General features: G+C 29.0%; 17 protein-coding genes. 12 read left to right on the top strand and 5 right to left on the bottom strand.

From position 1 onward, the window contains the following. Positions 1-5: 5 nt before the first annotated feature. The 6 genes from dtd to AC2A4K_RS13140 all read left to right on the top strand — a co-directional run bounded on the left by dtd (position 6) and on the right by AC2A4K_RS13140 (position 6,334). Positions 6-455, top strand: coding sequence for a D-aminoacyl-tRNA deacylase (gene dtd / locus AC2A4K_RS13165; protein ID WP_322502946.1), 450 nt, complete (start codon positions 6-8; stop codon positions 453-455). A gap of 173 nt (positions 456-628) precedes the next feature. After that, entirely contained in the window at positions 629-1,249 is a 621-nt protein-coding gene (locus AC2A4K_RS13160) for an MBL fold metallo-hydrolase (RefSeq protein ID WP_322502945.1), read from the top strand. Next, entirely contained in the window at positions 1,239-2,681 is a 1,443-nt protein-coding gene (locus AC2A4K_RS13155; protein WP_322502944.1) for a coproporphyrinogen III oxidase, read from the top strand. Before AC2A4K_RS13160 ends, AC2A4K_RS13155 begins: the two co-directional genes overlap by 11 nt. Before the next feature lie 30 nt (positions 2,682-2,711). Then, positions 2,712-3,959 (top strand): histidine--tRNA ligase, encoded by a 1,248-nt coding sequence (gene hisS / locus AC2A4K_RS13150; protein ID WP_322502943.1) that lies wholly within the window; start codon positions 2,712-2,714, stop codon positions 3,957-3,959. A 20-nt stretch (positions 3,960-3,979) separates the two neighbouring features. Continuing rightward, positions 3,980-5,773, top strand: a complete 1,794-nt coding sequence (gene aspS, locus AC2A4K_RS13145) for an aspartate--tRNA ligase (RefSeq protein WP_322502942.1) — start codon at positions 3,980-3,982, stop codon at positions 5,771-5,773. A 288-nt stretch (positions 5,774-6,061) separates the two neighbouring features. After that, positions 6,062-6,334 carry a metal-sensitive transcriptional regulator gene (locus AC2A4K_RS13140; protein WP_322502941.1) on the top strand — a complete coding sequence of 91 codons (273 nt, stop codon included), beginning with the start codon at positions 6,062-6,064 and terminating at the stop codon, positions 6,332-6,334. Between the two features lie 17 nt (positions 6,335-6,351). Here the strand turns inward: AC2A4K_RS13140 and AC2A4K_RS13135 are convergent, their stop codons facing one another. Next, positions 6,352-6,870, bottom strand: coding sequence for a threonine/serine exporter family protein (locus tag AC2A4K_RS13135; protein WP_322502940.1), 519 nt, complete (start codon positions 6,868-6,870; stop codon positions 6,352-6,354). Continuing rightward, entirely contained in the window at positions 6,871-7,641 is a 771-nt protein-coding gene (locus AC2A4K_RS13130; protein WP_322502939.1) for a threonine/serine exporter family protein, read from the bottom strand. Between the two features lie 179 nt (positions 7,642-7,820). On the opposite strand from AC2A4K_RS13130, the gene glyA reads away from it, so the two are divergent. The 3 genes from glyA (at position 7,821) to ymfI (ending at position 11,056) form a co-directional block, all read left to right on the top strand. After that, entirely contained in the window at positions 7,821-9,053 is a 1,233-nt protein-coding gene (gene glyA, locus AC2A4K_RS13125; protein WP_322502938.1) for a serine hydroxymethyltransferase, read from the top strand. 187 nt (positions 9,054-9,240) lie between these two features. Next, positions 9,241-10,203 carry a dipeptidase gene (locus tag AC2A4K_RS13120; RefSeq protein WP_322502937.1) on the top strand — a complete coding sequence of 321 codons (963 nt, stop codon included), beginning with the start codon at positions 9,241-9,243 and terminating at the stop codon, positions 10,201-10,203. A gap of 106 nt (positions 10,204-10,309) precedes the next feature. Then, a complete protein-coding gene (gene ymfI / locus AC2A4K_RS13115) occupies positions 10,310-11,056 on the top strand; it encodes an elongation factor P 5-aminopentanone reductase (protein WP_322502936.1) in 747 nt (248 codons plus the stop codon). Positions 11,057-11,105: 49 nt separating this feature from the next. Here ymfI and AC2A4K_RS13110 read toward each other — a convergent pair whose 3' ends face one another. Together AC2A4K_RS13110 and AC2A4K_RS13105 are read right to left on the bottom strand one after the other, a co-directional pair. Then, positions 11,106-12,629, bottom strand: coding sequence for a HAMP domain-containing sensor histidine kinase (locus AC2A4K_RS13110; RefSeq protein ID WP_322502935.1), 1,524 nt, complete (start codon positions 12,627-12,629; stop codon positions 11,106-11,108). Further along, complete coding sequence (locus AC2A4K_RS13105; RefSeq protein WP_322502934.1) at positions 12,629-13,300, bottom strand: response regulator transcription factor; 672 nt, start codon at positions 13,298-13,300, stop codon at positions 12,629-12,631. Before AC2A4K_RS13105 ends, AC2A4K_RS13110 begins: the two co-directional genes overlap by 1 nt. 153 nt (positions 13,301-13,453) lie before the next feature. Here AC2A4K_RS13105 and AC2A4K_RS13100 point away from each other — a divergent pair, with 153 nt between their 5' ends. From AC2A4K_RS13100 to AC2A4K_RS13090, 3 genes are read left to right on the top strand one after another with little or no spacing between them, the layout of a single operon-like run. Continuing rightward, positions 13,454-14,698 (top strand): M16 family metallopeptidase, encoded by a 1,245-nt coding sequence (locus tag AC2A4K_RS13100; protein ID WP_322502933.1) that lies wholly within the window; start codon positions 13,454-13,456, stop codon positions 14,696-14,698. A gap of 5 nt (positions 14,699-14,703) precedes the next feature. Beyond that, positions 14,704-15,342: a recombination regulator RecX gene (gene recX / locus AC2A4K_RS13095; protein WP_322502932.1), complete on the top strand. Its 639-nt coding sequence runs from the start codon at positions 14,704-14,706 to the stop codon at positions 15,340-15,342. A 5-nt stretch (positions 15,343-15,347) separates the two neighbouring features. After that, on the top strand, positions 15,348-16,520 hold the full coding sequence (locus tag AC2A4K_RS13090) for a transglutaminase-like domain-containing protein (protein ID WP_322502931.1): 1,173 nt from the start codon (positions 15,348-15,350) through the stop codon (positions 16,518-16,520). Between the two features lie 81 nt (positions 16,521-16,601). Here the strand turns inward: AC2A4K_RS13090 and AC2A4K_RS13085 are convergent, their stop codons facing one another. Beyond that, positions 16,602-16,952 (bottom strand): tetratricopeptide repeat protein, encoded by a 351-nt coding sequence (locus tag AC2A4K_RS13085; RefSeq protein WP_322502930.1) that lies wholly within the window; start codon positions 16,950-16,952, stop codon positions 16,602-16,604. Between the last annotated feature and the right edge of the window lie 60 nt (positions 16,953-17,012).

Below are 17,012 nucleotides of genomic sequence, written 5' to 3'. Positions count from 1 at the left end.
TAATAATGAGAGTTGTAGTTCAAAGAGTAAATAAGTCCTCTGTTAAAGTGGATGATGAAATAGTTGGAAGCATAAACAAAGGCTTTAATGTATTAGTTGGAATAGGGAAAGATGATACCTTAGAAGACTTAAAGTATATAAAAGATAAGGTTTTAAATCTAAGAGTCTTTGAAGATGAAGATGATAAGATGAATTTATCTTTAAAAGATGTGGAAGGAGAACTACTTCTTATATCACAATTTACTCTTTACGGAGATTGTAAAAAAGGAAGAAGACCAAACTTTATGAATGCTCTTGGAGGTGATGATGCTAAGAAACTATTTGATGAGTTTGTAAGCATGTGCAGAGAAGAGGGAATAAAGGTTGAAACAGGAGTTTTTGGAGCTCATATGATAGTTAGTATAGAAAATGATGGGCCTGTAACTTTAATGATAGATAGTAAAAAGAATTTCTAAACAAATATTACTATTTTAGCAATAAAGCATTATAATAGATATAGGATTTTAGAATAGTTAAACATTTATTTGTTTTGTGGGAGTTTAGCTTATTAGGTTAAACTCCTATAAATACGGCTAAATTTCAGTAAAATATATATTAAATTAAGCTTAATTTTTTAGGAGGGATTGATATGTTAATAAAAACAATTCCAGTAGGAATGTATCAAGCTAATTGTTATGTTGTTATAGATGAAGAAACGAAGGATTGTGTAATTGTGGATCCAGGTGAAGAGGCATCAAGAATAGAGCGTGTAATAGAATCTTTAGGTGCAAAGCCAAAAATGATTTTATTAACTCATGGACATTTTGATCATGTTGGAGCTGTTAAAAAACTTTCAGAAAAGTTTAAAATACCTTTTTATATAGATAAAAAAGATGAAGAAATGGTAGCAAGAAATGTTGACGTTTTTGGAAATCTTCCAAAGGCAAATGGATATTTAAAAGATGGAGATATTCTTAAGTTATCAGATAACTATGAAATAAAATGTATAGAAACTCCAGGGCATACTCCAGGTGGAATGTGTTTCTTAATAGATAATTGCTTATTCACAGGAGATACTTTATTTAGAGAGTCTGTTGGAAGAAGTGATTTTGAAGGGGGTAACCATGCAACTCTTCTTAAGAGTATAAAGGATAAAATTGTACCATTAGGAGATGAAATTGCTGTATATCCAGGTCATGGACCAAGCTCAACAATAAAGCACGAAAGACAAAGAAACCCATTTTTAGCAGGAGATTTTTATGTATATTAAAATATATCTTAACGACTTAAAGTATAGATATGATGTTTATCAAATGTTTAATATATTCTATACTTTTAGGGAGTTAAAGTTTGTAAATGAAGATGAAGAGAGAGACTATGATGTCTTTATATCTGAAAATATGGTGAAGTTATCAGATAAAGAGAATAGTTTTCCTTATGAGTTTAAAGAGGGATACGGATTTAAAACTGAACTTAAAAAAGGAATATTTAAATTCTTAGCTGACACTCTTAAGGATGAATATCCTTGGGGAACTTTAGTTGGAATAAGACCAAGTAAGATTGCTCTATCTCTTATAAGAGAAGGAAAGTCAGATGAAGAGATAATAAAATATTTTGAAGATAATTACATGGCAAGTGAAGAGAAAGCTAAGCTTTGTATAGAGGTTGCAGAGAGAGAAGAAAGCTTTGTAAACAAAGATGAAAAAAATATAAGTATATATGTAGGTATGCCTTTCTGTCCTACTAGATGCCTTTATTGTTCTTTTGCAGCTAATCCTATTGCTGGGTGTAAAAAAGATGTAGAACCTTATTTAGAAGCTTTAAGCAAAGAAATTTCAGCCATAAGTAAGTATGTAACAGAAAGAGGATTAAGCATAGAAACTGTTTATTTTGGAGGAGGTACTCCAACCTCAGTAAATAATGAACAATTTGAAATCTTAATGAAACATATATATGATAGTTTTGTTAAAGATAAAGAAATAAAAGAATTTACTGTTGAATGTGGAAGACCTGATTCAATAACAGAAGAAAAGTTAAAAACAATGAAGAGATATGAAGTATCTAGAATATCTATAAATCCTCAAAGTATGAATGATAAAACCTTGAAATCTATAGGTAGAGGCCATTTAACAGAGGATGTAGTGGATAAATTCAATTTGGCAAGAAGCCTAGACTTTGATAACATAAATATGGACATTATAATAGGGCTTCCAAATGAGGATATTTCAGAAGTTTCTAACACATGTTCAATGATAAAGGAGCTTAATCCAGATAGTTTAACTATTCATGGAATGTCTATTAAAAGAGCTTCAAGACTTCATGAAAGTTTAGTTTTACATAATACTATAACAATTGCAGATCAAAAAAATCTTAATAAGATGTATGAAATGAGTAAAGTCTTAGGAAGAGAATTAAATATGCACCCATATTATATGTATAGACAAAAGAATATGGTTGGTAATATGGAGAATGTAGGATATTCAAAAGCTAATAAAGAATGTATTTATAACATTCAAATGATTGAAGATAAGCAAACTATAATAGCATTAGGAGCAGATGCAGTTTCTAAGGTGGTATTTTTAGATGAAAATAAAAATCGTATAGAAAGATTTGCAAATGTTAAAGATGTAAAAGAATATGTTAAAAGAATAGATGAAATGGTTGAAGGTAAGATAGAATTACTTGATACTTTATATAAATAAAAATTAAATATTGTGTAGGAGGAGTAGTTTATGGCGATACAAGCTCAAAAGGGTACGAAAGATATGTTACCTAATGACGCTTATAAATGGCATTATATAGAAGACAAATTAAGAAAGATATCAGCAGAATATGGCATTAGAGAGATTAGAACTCCTATGTTTGAAGCAACTGAACTTTTTAAAAGAGGAGTAGGTGAAACTACTGATGTTGTTCAAAAGGAAATGTATACTTTTGAAGATAAAGGTGGAAGAAGTATAACTCTTAAACCAGAAGGAACAGCTCCATCAGTTAGAGCATTCGTTGAAAATAGCTTATATGCTGATGCTCAACCAACAAAAATGTTCTATTTTACTCCATGCTTTAGATATGAAAAAATGCAAAAAGGAAGATTAAGAGAATTCCATCAATATGGAATAGAAGTTTTTGGTTCACAAGAAGCTTCTATTGATGCAGAAATATTATCTTTAGTTATGAGAGCATTAACAGAGGATTTTGGAATAAAAGGATTAAGCTTAAATATAAATAGTTTAGGATGTCCAACATGTAGAGCTAAATTCAATGAGGCTTTAAAACAATACTTAAAAGAGAACTATGAAAATCTTTGTGAAACTTGTAAAACAAGATTTGAAAAGAATCCTATGAGAATCATAGATTGTAAAGAAAAAAGATGTAAGGAAATAGTTAAGGAAGCACCTTCAATATTAGATTACATCTGTGAAGAATGTAGTGATCACTTCACTAAGTTAAAAGCTTACTTAGATGTTATGGGAATAGAATATAATATAGATCCACAAATAGTAAGAGGATTAGATTATTACAGTAAAACTGTTTTTGAAGTTATAAAAGATGGATTAACAGTTTGTGGTGGAGGAAGATATGACTACCTAGTAGAAGAAATAGATGGCCCTAAAACTCCAGCAATGGGATTTGGATTAGGACTTGAAAGACTTCTTTTAATTCTAGATGAGGAAGGAATAGAGATTCCTGAACCTGTTAGATGTGAGGTTTATATTGGATCAATGGGAGATAATGCTAAGTTAGAAGCTATGAAGTTAGCATTTAATCTTAGAAAAGCTGGTGTTAAGGCTGAAATAGATCACTTAGGAAAGAGTGTTAAAGCTCAAATGAAATATGCTAATAAAATCGGAGCTAAATTTACTTTTGTTATAGGTGATTCTGAAATAGAAGAAAACAAAGTTAAAATTAAGAGAATGAGCGATGGAGAACAATTCGAAGTCAGCTTAGATATAAATGAAATAGTAAATATAGTTAAGTAATAGACAGGAGGAGAATTAAAATGGGTGAAGCTTTAAATGGCTTAAAGCGTAACATAATGTGTGGCGAAGCTAGAGAAAGTCACATTGGACAAAAAGTAACCGTAATGGGTTGGGTTCAAAGAAACAGAAATCTTGGAGGTCTTCAATTCATAGACTTAAGAGATAGAGAAGGAATTTTACAGGTTGTATTTAATGATGATTTAGGAGAAGAAATCCTAGAAAAAGCAAAATCAATAAGACCTGAATATTGTATCGCTGTAACAGGTGAAATAGTTAAGAGAGAGTCAGTAAATCCAAACATGCCAACAGGAATGGTTGAATTAAAAGCTGAGGAATTAAAGATTTTATCTGAATCAGATACTCCTCCAATATATATAAAAGAAGATTTAGATGCTGCAGAAAGCATTAGATTAAAGTATAGATACTTAGATTTAAGAAGACCAGATATGCAAAACATCTTCAAGATAAGACATAAAACAACTAAAGCAATAAGAGATTATCTTGATAAAAATGGTTTCTTAGAAATGGAAACACCAATACTTACAAAGTCAACTCCAGAAGGAGCTAGAGACTACCTTGTTCCATCAAGAAACTATCCAGGAATGTTCTATGCATTACCTCAATCACCACAATTATTTAAACAATTATTAATGGTATCAGGATTTGACAGATACTTCCAAATTGTTAAATGTTTTAGAGATGAGGACTTAAGAGCTAACAGACAACCTGAGTTTACTCAAGTTGACTTAGAAATGTCATTCGTTGAACAAGATGACGTTATGGCTTTAAATGAAGGATTAATAAAACACGTATTTAAAGAAGTCTTAGGTGTTGATGTAAAAACTCCAATAAAGAGAATGACATTTAAAGATGCTATGGAAAAATACGGTTCAGATAAACCAGACTTAAGATTTGGAATGGAAATAACAGACTTAAGTAATGTTGTTAAAGAATGTGGATTTAAAGTATTCACAGATGCTGTAGCTAATGGTGGTTCTGTTAGAGGTTTATGCTTAGAAGGCGGAGCTTCTATGGGAAGAAAAGATATCGATAGATTAGGAGAATTCGTTAAGACTTTCAAAGCTAAAGGATTAGCATGGATTCAATTAAAAGAAGAAGGTGTTAAATCACCAATAGCTAAATTCTTCTCAGAAGAGGAATTAAATAAAATAATCGAAACTATGGGAGCTAAAACAGGAGATTTAATTCTAATAGTTGCAGATAAGAACTCAGTAGTTCTTAAAGCTTTAGGAGAATTAAGATTAGAGCTTTCAAGAAAATTTGACTTAGTTAAAGATAAGAGTGAATTTAACTTCACATGGATAACAGAATTTGATCTTCTTGAATATGATGAAGAAGAAGGAAGATACTTTGCTGCTCATCACCCATTCACAATGCCAATGGATGAGGATATTCAATATTTAGATACTGATCCAGGAAGAGTTAGAGCTAAAGCTTATGACTTAGTATTAAATGGAGAAGAGTTAGGTGGAGGATCTATAAGAATACATGATACTAAACTTCAAGAAAAAATGTTTGAAGTATTAGGATTTACTCAAGAATCAGCTTGGGAAAGATTTGGATTCTTATTAGAAGCATTTAAATTTGGACCACCACCACACGGCGGATTAGCTTTCGGTTTAGATAGAATGATAATGTTCTTAGCGGGAACTGAAAATATTAAGGACGTTATAACATTCCCTAAAAACCAAAATGCATTCTGTTATTTAACTGAAGCACCTAATATAGTAGATGAAGAACAATTAAAAGAATTAGGAATTGAAACAATAAAGAAAGAAGATACGGCAGAATAATTTTTGAGCAATCTAAATTTGAGATAATAAATTAAGCTTAATTAGCGTGGGTTTTTACTCACGCTAATTTTAGTAAAATTTATATAGGTGGTAAAAATCAAAACTTAAACTTTTAAAAGTAAAAGTTTTTATGAACTTATCAGTTAAAAATGTAAATCTTGATTTTAGATTGCTATTTTTATTGACTTTCAGGGAAAAATTAATGTATATTAAGTAATTAATATGAAATAATAATATACATTAAAAATATTATATAGTAAATTATTATAATTGTATGAGGTGTAAAATTTGAATGATAATGAAGCTTTAAGAAAAGATATATTAGTAAGATTAAGAAAAATCGAGGGTCAAGTTAAAGGAATTCAAGGGATGGTGGATAAGGATACTTGTTGTAGAGATGTATTAACTCAAATATCTGCCATAAGAGCCGCTATAAACAAAGTTGGAGTTCTTCTTATAGAAAATTATGCTAGAAATTGTATGGGCATAGGAGAAGAAAATGAAGAAGAATTAGCTTCCTTAGAACAATTAATAAAGACATTAAATAGTTTCATAAAATAATAGACCACCAATGTGGTCTATTTCTTTTTAAAGTTTATATTTTTTTTATTTCTTAATTTTTTAAATAGTAAAATATTTTTAGGGTTCAATGAACCATGGGTGTAATGTTTTTTTCTAGTATTTATTAAACGAGTAATTGTAGAGACAAATAAAACTCCTAAGGCTAAGGCTCCTGATGATGAAATTGTCATTATTGCTTGATTCCAAGTAGACATTGCATCACCTTGTATTGCTTCAAACATAGTATTATACATACCGCTTCCAGGTACAAGAGGAATCAAAGCACAAACAACGATTGTTGTCACAGGGGTTTTTAAAATTCTTGCACATATTTCAGAGTAAGCACTAAATACAATGGCTGAAAAGAACATTGACAATATAACACTTAATCCACAATATAAGCATATCTTATATACTAGCCATCCTATAGCACCGCCTATTCCAGCAAAAAATAAATTTTTGCCATGTATATTAAATAATACTCCAAAAGCAATAGTGGCTATAAAAGTAGCTAAAACTTCTTTGATTAAAACCAATTATATACCACCTCCAAAGTAAATCCAAATACTCATTACCATACCAGTTCCAACAGCTATGGAAACAGCAACTAAAAATGCCTCTGCAGCTCTTATAAGTCCTGATATTAAATCTCCAGCAATTGTGTCTCTAATAGCATTAGTAATAGATAAACCAGGAACTAATAACATGATACTACCTATTATCATTGTATCTAAATTACTACCAACGCCTAGGCTGTATGCTATCAAGGATAGAAGTGCTGCAATAGCTCCACCTAAAGTATTTATAAAGAAGGCATTTATTCCTAGTTCACCAGCTTTAAAAGTAGCTATTTTTACAAACATTCCAACAAAAAAAGAAACTAAACAATCTTCAAGATTACCACCTAGGATAGTAGTAAACCCGGCTGCACCTAAGGCTGAAAATATTAGGATAGTTTTAAAATCATACTTAGGGCAGTTTTCGTCTATATCTATTAATTTTTCTAGAACCTCATCAAGAGAATACTTTTCAGTATAAATACTTCTTGAAAGTGAATTTACTAAGTGAACCTTTTGTAAATCGACAGTTCTATTAGTAACTCTTTTTACTAATGTAGTTGTATAATTATTCTCGTCATATACAGAAACCATAATTCCCGTTGGAGTAACAAAACTCTCTGCATATCGAACTCCATAAGCAGCACAAATTCTGCATATAGTTTCCTCAACTCTATAGGTTTCGCCACCACTTTCTAGTATTATTCTTCCTGCAAAAGTTGCAATATGTAATACCTTGTCAAAATCCATATTATCCGCCCCTATGTAAATTTATAATCAATACAGTAATTATAACATATGAAAAGTTAAAATAAGATATATAAACTCATATTAGTTTAATCATATTACAAACAAATTATTTTCTATTGATAAAAATAATTAATAAATTTATAATAGTTAATATATATTTTACGTTTGGGGTGAAGAAAATGAATTTTGAAAATTTACAAAAAGAAGATGAACAGATAGCACATCTTGTTGAAAAAGAAAAGGAAAGACAAGAAAATAGTATAGAACTTATAGCTTCAGAAAACTTTGTTAGCAAAGCTGTTATGGAGGCTATGGGATCATATTTAACTAATAAATATGCAGAAGGTTATCCTTCAAAAAGATACTATGGTGGCTGTCACGTAGTTGATGAGGTTGAAGACTTAGCAAGAGAAAGAGTAAAAAAATTATTTGGGGCTGAACACGCTAATGTACAACCACACTCAGGATCACAAGCTAATATGGCTGTTTATTTCTCAATATTAGAGCCAGGTGATACTGTTTTAGGAATGGATTTAAGCCATGGAGGTCACTTAACTCATGGTTCACCAGTTAACTTCTCAGGTAGATTATTTAATTTCGTATCATATGGTGTTGATCCAGAAACTGAAATGATAAATTATGAAACTGTAAAAGAATTAGCTCTTAAACATAAACCTAAATTAATAGTAGCAGGAGCTAGTGCATATTCAAGAACTATAGATTTTAAAACTTTAAGAGAAATAGCTGATGAGGTAGGAGCTTATTTAATGGTAGATATAGCTCATATTGCAGGTCTTGTAGCAACAGGATTACACCCATCACCAGTTCCTTATGCTGACTTTGTAACATCAACAACTCACAAGACTTTAAGAGGTCCAAGAGGAGGATTAATACTTTGTAAAGAAAAGTTTGCAAAGGCAGTAGATAAAAATATATTCCCAGGAATTCAAGGTGGTCCTTTAATGCACATAATAGCTGGTAAGGCCGTTTGTTTTAAAGAAGCATTAGAACCAAGTTTTAAAACATATATGGAGCAGGTTGTTAAAAATTCAAAGGCTCTAGCAGAGGCATTAGAATCTTATGGATTTAAGTTAGTTTCAAATGGAACTGATAACCACCTAATACTTGTTGATTTAACTAATAAAGATATAACAGGTAAGGATGCAGAAATTCTTTTAGATAGTATAGGAATAACTTTAAATAAGAATACTGTACCAAATGAAACAAGAAGCCCATTTGTTACTAGTGGAGTTAGAATAGGAACACCTGCTATAACAACTAGAGGATTTAAAGAAGAAGAAATGAGAGAAATAGCGTCTATAATAAACGATGCTATTGAACAAAAAGATGGGGATTTAGAGCCATTAAAATCTAGAGTTAAAGCTTTATGTGATAAATATCCTTTATATTAATAAGTAAATAATAGATAATTTATATGCCATGTTACAATTAAAATTTGTAACATGGCTTTAATTTTTAAATAATAATATTAGTACAAGGCAATAATTTAAAAAAAGAGAGATTTTTGATATATTTTATATTGTGAATAAAATTATACTAGTTAGATGAAAGAGGTGAACTTTCATAGGAAAATTACCTATGAAGATTTTTATGAAATTTATAGATTTTCATTGTGATACAGCATCACTTATGCTTCAAGGAAATAAAAAGCTTTTTCAAAATGATTTAAAAGTTGATATAAAGAAATTAAGAGAGGGAGAAGCTTTAGCACAGTTTTTTGCCTTATTTATAGACAAAGAGTACACTAAAGACACTTATAATTATTGCAAAAGAATGTTAGAAAATTTAAAAAAAGAGTTTGAAGAAAATTCAAAGGATATAGTTTTATGTAGAAATATATTGGATTTAGAAAATGCAGAAAAAGAAAATAAGATAGGAGGCTTTATTACAATTGAGGAAGGGGATGCTCTTAGAGGAGAAGTTGAAAAGTTAAGGGAATTTAAAAACGAGGGAGTTTCTTTGATAACATTAACATGGAATTATATAAATGATTTAGGGTATCCAAATTATAAATTTAAATATAAAGATAATGGACTTACTAAAAGAGGAATTGAAATTGTAGAAGAGATGAATAGATTGGGTATGTTAATTGATGTATCTCATCTTTCAGATGGCGGATTTTATGATGTTATAAAATATTCAAAAGATCCTATAATAGCATCTCACTCTAATAGTAGAATTCAAACAGGTCATAGTAGAAACTTAACAGACTATATGATTAGACTTTTAGCTAATAAGGGAGGATTAACAGGAATAAATTTTTGTAATGCCTTCTTAAAAGAAACAGAAGGAAATGATTCAGATTTAGCTTTGATAAATGATATGGTTAGACATATAAAGCATATAAGAAATATTGGGGGAATAGATGTTATTGGGTTAGGCTCTGATTTTGATGGAATAGAAAATGAGGTTGAAATTACTAATTCAAGTAAAATGGGATTACTTTTATATGCTTTAGAAAAAGCAGGTTTTAAAGAGGATGAAATAGAAAAGATATTCTATAAAAATGCAAAGAGAATAATAAGAGATGTTTTAAGATAATTTTATAATTCAATTATAAAATAGGTTGTATCAAAACTTTATTAAGTTATTTTTATACAACTTCTTGAGAGATTTTAATATTTGTGAAGAAAAGGATGAAGGATTAATGGAGAAAAAAGTATTAGGTAAGATAGTTTATATAACAGGGGCTTCAAAGGGAATTGGAAGAGGAATAGCAAAGGAATTTGGAAAAGAAGGGGCTTTTGTTTTAATTGGATATAATAGTGATTTAGATGGTGCCAAAGAAACATTAAATATGATTAAGAAATTAGAGGGAACAGGAGAGGTTCTCGGAGGAAATGTAACAAATAAGGATGAGAGAAATAATATAATAAGTACTATTAAAAATAAATTTGGTAAGCTTGATGTATTAGTTAATAATGCTGGGATATCAAAAATAGGATTATTTATGGATGCAAGTGATGAGGAAATAGATTCTATTATGAATGTTAATTTAATAGGAGCTATGAAGCTTACAAGAGATGCTATTGACTTATTAAGGGAAGGAAAAAATGCATCAATTATAAATATATCATCAATATGGGGAAATGTAGGAGCTTCCTGTGAGGTTTTATATTCAACAACTAAAGGAGGAGTAAATTTATTTACTAAGGCTTTAGCTAAAGAGATTGCACCGTGGGGGATAAGAGTTAATTGTATAGCACCTGGAGTTATAAATACAGAGATGAATTCATGGCTTAGTCAGGAAGAAAAAGAAAGTTTGGAAGAAGAAATACCTATGAATAGATTTGGTGAGGTTGAAGAAGTAGGAAGAACAGCGGTGTTTTTAGGATCAGATGATTCATCATATTTAACAGGACAAATATTAACTGTTGATGGTGGTATGCTATAAAAAATTTAGATATAAAAAGGCTATTATGTTTCCATAATAGTCTTTTATTTTAAACATCTTCTATTATATCTACTTCTTTAGAGCTTTTTAATGTAAAGTAGAACTTAACTCCATTTTCTGTATTCATAGCACCGAATTCACTTCCATGAGCTTGAAGAAGATTTTTAACTATAGATAATCCAAGACCTGTACTTCTAGCACATCTATTTCTTGAGCTATCTCCCCTATAGAATTGAGTCCAAATTTTACTTAATTCTGTTTCAGGAATGTGTGCACCTGTATTTTCAATAGAGAAATAAATTTTATTTTCTTCAATCGGTTTTATGTCTATTATTATTTGATTATTTGGTTCTGAATATTTTATAGCATTAGTCACAAAATTAGTTAGAACCTGTTCAATTTTAAAGTCATCTCCTTCAACATAGAAATCTTCATCAGGAGAATAGTTCTTTATGACAGTTAAATTATTGTTATTTATATCAACAGCATTTTTTACTAGAACTTCTTCAGTAAGGTCAATAAGAGAGAAGTCTATAAGATGTAGATCAATTTTACCTGCCTCAAGCTTTGAAAGTTCAAGCATATCCATAACTAATTTATTCATTTTTTCAGCTTCATCTATTATTATGTCTAAATAGACGCTTCTGTCATTATCATCAACTATTCCATCTTTTATACCTTCAGCATAACCAGAAATTATTCCTATTGGAGTTTTAAGTTCATGAGAGGCTCCTGCAATGAAATCTTTTCTAAGTTTTTCTAATTCTCTCTCTTTTTCTATATCTTCTTCTAGTTTCTTATTTTTAATTTTCAAATCCTCTAGGGCATTAGAAAGATTTTTTGACAAAAAGTTTAGGGTTTTTGCCAAACTGCCTATTTCATCTTCTCGATTAATATTACATTTTTCAGAGAAATCCATAGCACTCATCTTCTTAGCAGATTTATTTAACTTAACTAGAGGTTTTGAAATTAAGTTTGAAAATACATAAGATAAAATTAATCCAATTATAAGAACAATTATAATTATGTATTTATAGAAATCTTTTATTAGTACACTTGCTTCTTCAATTGGTTGGAATGAGGTTATTGCTATAATAATAGAATCATTCTTAGAATTGAAGGAGAAAGGAGCCATATAAACAATGTATTTTGTGGCATACTTTCTACTATTAAAAACTGTTGTTACTCCAGAATCTGAGTTCAAAAGTGTTTTAGCAAATTTAGGATCGCTATATAATTCATTGAATATATCATTTAATAAATCAGATGCTTCTGAATTCTGATTATCAGTATTAGGAAGGTATTTAGGGGTACTGTCAACTGAATAAATACCTATTTTAGCATTATTTTCTAACTCAAAAAAACTTAAAGCATTATATAAGGAGCCAGTATTTTTTATATCATAAGAGTAAAGAGCTCTAAATTTTAAAACTGCATTACTTAAGTCAGCACTTTTTCTTTTAAAGTAAAATTCTTGGAAAAATGTCATTTGAAATAACATAGTAAATAGTGTTAAAAATATTATTATACCAAAGGTTATAATAAATAGTCGTTTTGAAATACTTTTCTTCACTATTTCACCTCGAATTTATAGCCACTTCCTCTAACAGTAGCTATGTAATTAGATTTATCCATTAATTTTTCTCTAAGTCTTTTTATATTTGTATCAACTGTTCTTATATCACCAAAGTAATCATATCCCCAAACATTATCCAATATCTTATCCCTAGATAGTGCTATACCTTCATTAGAAGAAAGGTAAATAAGTAAATCATATTCCTTAGGAGAAAGTAGAATTTCTTCTCCATTTAATTTTACTTCGTGAGAAAGTTTATTTATGGTTAGTCCATTAAAGTCTAAAATATTTTTATCATTTAAATTACCAGTTCTTTTTAACAGTGCTTTAGCCTTTGCCAATAAGACTTTAGGGCTAAAAGGTTTAGTCATATAATCGTCAGCTCCAAGTTCATAGCCTAAAAGTTTATCTTCTTCTTGGCTTTTAGCTGTTAATAATATTATAGGAGTATTGGAAACTTCCCTTATATTTCTACAAACAGCAAGACCATCTAATTTTGGCATCATTATATCTAATATTGCTAAATCAACTATATTTTCAGAAAATACCCTAAGAGCTTCTTCACCATCAGAAGCCTCTAATACGTTAAATCCCTCTTTTTTAAAGTAATCTCTTACAAGAAATCTTATACGTATTTCATCCTCTACAATAAGTACCGTTTTATTCATATAACCACCAACCTTTAAAAAATATTGTTTTAACTTACTTAATATTATACAATGAAAACAGCTTTACGTTTAATTTTATTTTGTTTTTACAAGGGATTTAATATTATATAATTAAAGTTAAGGTTTATATAAATAATTTTAGGGGAGTTTTTAATGAAAAGATGGACATTTGATGAAAATACCATTATTTTACCCAATGGGTTAAAAGTTATAACAATAAAAAAGGATACGAGATTAGCTTCTATAAATATTGGAGTTAATATAGGATCTTTATATGAAGATGAAAAAGAATTAGGTATGAGTCACTTTGTTGAACATATGCTTTTTAAAGGAACAAAAAATAGAAGTAATGAAGAATTAAATAGAGAATTAGAATTTTTAGGTGGAGATTATAATGCATATACAGATTATATATCAACAGTATATAGCGTTAATTGTTTAGATGAAGAATTTGAAAAGGGCATAGAGTTATTAAGTGATATGATTTTAAACTCTTCCTTTGATGAAAAAGAAATGAAAAAAGAAAAGGGAGTTGTTTTATCAGAAATAAGAAGCGATAAGGATGATATTGAGGATTTAAGTTTAAGTAGAGCTCATGAATACGCTTTTGATAAATCTGCTCTTAGAAATTCCATAGCAGGAACAGAAAAACATGTTAAAGGCTTTAAAAGAAAGCAGGTTTATGATTTTTATAAGAAATATTATACTCCAGATAACTGTGTCATTGTAACAGTTAGTGCTTTTAGTCATGAACAAATGCAAAAGATAATTTTAGATTTCTTTGGAAAATGGGAAGGAACTTGTCATAAGAAAGCAAAGATAATAAAAGAAAAAAATAAACCAATAACAAAAACAACATATAAATCTCAAGTTGAACAAGGGACTGTTACTTATCTTTATACTTTTGAAGAAGTTGAAGAAAAGGATAAGCTTCCATTAAAAATATTAAGCTATAAATTAGGCGAAAGCTCAAACTCAATATTATTTAGAGAACTTAGAGAAGAACGTGGTTTAGCTTATGATGTTTATAGTCAGATGGATTTAGATGAAAATGTTAATACAATGAATATTTTTACTTCCGTTAGAGAAGAATCAATAGATGAAGTAATAGATGTAATAGATACAGCTATTGATGATATAAAAAATAAAGTTATAAATTTTGATGAAGATATGCTTTGTATGATGAAGAAAACTCATAAGACTGGAGTTGTTTCTACTTTAGAAGATTGTAGTAGTCTTTGTGGGTATGTTCTAGTACAAAGTTTGGCGGGAAAAGATATAACAGAATTTATAGATAGTATGGAAGAACTAGAGAAGATGACCGTTGATGATATATATAGGGTTTGTGATAAATACTTAAACGATCCTACTATACACATATTAAAACCAATGGAGTAGATAAAATGGGAAAAATAACAAGTATAGAAGTTCAAAAGAGAAATACAAACAGGGTAAATGTTTATGTAGATGAAGTGTTTACTTTTGCTTGTGATGCTGAACTTATCTATAAGCAAGGAATACAAAAAGATGTTGTAATAGATGTTGAATCCATTAAGGAAATAGTAAAAGAAGATGAGTTCATAAAATGCAAGAATTCAGCACTTAGAACAGTTGAAAAAACATATAAAACAGAAAAAGAATTGAAGGATAAACTTTTAGGAAGAGGCTTTGAAGAGGATACAATTAGAAAAGCTATAGACTTCTTAAAGGAATATAATCTTTTAAATGATGAAAAATATGCAGAAATGTATATAAAAGATAGACTTAGAACCCAAGGAAGAAATAAAATAAAATATGCTCTTATAAGAAAGGGCATTAGTGAAGAAATACTATTAGATAAGTTATCTAATGTTGATGAAGAAGATGAAAATGATACTGCTTTTAAATTAGCAGAAAAAAAATATAATATACTAAAGAAAAAAGAAAGTGATAAATATAAATTATCTCAAAAATTATTTAGATTTCTTTTATCTAAGGGATATGACTATGACTGTTGTAATAGTGTAGTCAGAAGATTAACAAATAATGAATATATGGAGTAGGTAAAATGAATTTCAACTTAGTAGATATAATTATAGTTTGTTCTTTTATACTGCCATTAATAGTTGCTTACAAAAGAAAGTTTAATATTATTAAGATAAAGCATAGCATTGAGGAACTAGGGGGATATATAGCATTCTTCTCAGCCTTATATTTAAGTTTTATAGTAATAAAGAAAGTAGATATAATAGAAAGAATGTTCTCTATTATTGTAGTGGATTTTAATTCTCTTATATCAAAATTTAATATATCACCACAGGTGATAATAATATTAATAGTATTGGTTCTTACACTTGTACTTTATTTTGTGGTAAGATTTATACTTATTATATTTAATTTGATTATTATAAATCCAATATTGAGATGGCTTAAAAAAGCAGAGTCTAGAAGAGGAAAGAATTTTGGAAAAAGTGCAGCTTTAATAATGAATATACCAAAGTCTATTTTCTATATGGCAATAAGTGCTTTAGTTATTGTAATCTTAGGAAGTAACGGATTTTTAGGAAATAAAATGGAAAAGCTAACTTTAAATTCAAAGGCTTATGAGATAATAAACAATAATAAGTATTATGCTGCTTTAAATAAAGAATATGAGGCTTTTCATGATGAATATAAAGATGCTATAAGTAAAAATGTATTTACAGAGGAAAGCAATAAAGAACCTATTAATGAAAAAGTGGTTGAAAATAATAGTAATGTTATAAATCTTTATAATGGAGTAACTCTAGAACAAGGTATAAAATCAAATGAAGCTATTAATGAAAAAGCTAGAGAACTTACTAAAAATGCAAAGAATGATAGAGAAAAAGCTAAAAGAATATATATTTGGATAAGCGAAAATATTAATTATGATGATAATAAAGCTGAAAATATAAGTAAGGAACCATCAAAGTATAAGTCTGGTGCTATTGAAGCTTTTGAAACTAGAAGTGGTATATGCTTTGATTATTCATGTCTTTATGTTGCCATGGCAAGAGAAGCTGGACTAAAGGTTAGGATGGTAACAGGAGAAGGCTTTAACGGCAAAGAATGGGGACCACATTCATGGAATGAGGTTTATTTACCAGATAAAAATGAATGGATAACTGTTGATACAACCTTTGGAAAAGCCGGCAACTATTTTGATAGTAGAAAAAATAATGATTCACATAGAAATGCCAAAATAATAGGTGAGTGGTAAAAAAATAACCAAGCAAAATGCTTGGTTATTTTTGTTGGGATAATTTATAATTTTAAAGTGAATCGGGTTAGGAGTATAATGTTATTTTTCAAGCTTTGATAGGATTAAATCTATAGCTTTTCCGCAGTCGTTATCTGCATTATCTAATGCCCAAGCTAAATTAAAGTATCTTAAAGCTTTAGGATTATTATTTATCATTGAATAGCAATAGGCTAAATTAAAAAAGTACTTTGAGTCTTGATGAAGCTCTAAAGCTTTATTAATCATTTCAATAGCTTTTTCATATTGCTTTAATTTTATGTAGCAAACACCTGCATTATAATAGCTATGACATTTGCATTCATCATTATCTAAGGCTTTTTTATAATAATTTATGGCATCAGAATAATTTCTAGTGTTGTATAATTCGTTACCTTTAGAAAAATTACTCATTTTTGACCTCCTAGAAAATATCTATTTTAATTATTAACTTATTTTGGAATAATATTCATA

It is taken from the genome of Clostridium sp. LIBA-8841 (assembly GCF_057782475.1).
Note: the sequence above shows the minus strand (reverse complement) of the source record. Positions and strands in the feature narration are given on the sequence as shown.

Coding starts and splice junctions, on each gene's coding strand:
- dtd (WP_322502946.1), top strand. CDS start 6: ATGAGAGTTGTAGTTCAAAGAGTAAATAAGTCCTCTGTTAAAGTGGAT.
- AC2A4K_RS13160 (WP_322502945.1), top strand. CDS start 629: ATGTTAATAAAAACAATTCCAGTAGGAATGTATCAAGCTAATTGTTAT.
- AC2A4K_RS13155 (WP_322502944.1), top strand. CDS start 1,239: ATGTATATTAAAATATATCTTAACGACTTAAAGTATAGATATGATGTT.
- hisS (WP_322502943.1), top strand. CDS start 2,712: ATGGCGATACAAGCTCAAAAGGGTACGAAAGATATGTTACCTAATGAC.
- aspS (WP_322502942.1), top strand. CDS start 3,980: ATGGGTGAAGCTTTAAATGGCTTAAAGCGTAACATAATGTGTGGCGAA.
- AC2A4K_RS13130 (WP_322502939.1), bottom strand. CDS start 7,641: ATGGATTTTGACAAGGTATTACATATTGCAACTTTTGCAGGAAGAATA.
- glyA (WP_322502938.1), top strand. CDS start 7,821: ATGAATTTTGAAAATTTACAAAAAGAAGATGAACAGATAGCACATCTT.
- AC2A4K_RS13120 (WP_322502937.1), top strand. CDS start 9,241: ATGAAGATTTTTATGAAATTTATAGATTTTCATTGTGATACAGCATCA.
- ymfI (WP_322502936.1), top strand. CDS start 10,310: ATGGAGAAAAAAGTATTAGGTAAGATAGTTTATATAACAGGGGCTTCA.
- AC2A4K_RS13105 (WP_322502934.1), bottom strand. CDS start 13,300: ATGAATAAAACGGTACTTATTGTAGAGGATGAAATACGTATAAGATTT.
- AC2A4K_RS13100 (WP_322502933.1), top strand. CDS start 13,454: ATGAAAAGATGGACATTTGATGAAAATACCATTATTTTACCCAATGGG.
- recX (WP_322502932.1), top strand. CDS start 14,704: ATGGGAAAAATAACAAGTATAGAAGTTCAAAAGAGAAATACAAACAGG.
- AC2A4K_RS13090 (WP_322502931.1), top strand. CDS start 15,348: ATGAATTTCAACTTAGTAGATATAATTATAGTTTGTTCTTTTATACTG.
- AC2A4K_RS13085 (WP_322502930.1), bottom strand. CDS start 16,952: ATGAGTAATTTTTCTAAAGGTAACGAATTATACAACACTAGAAATTAT.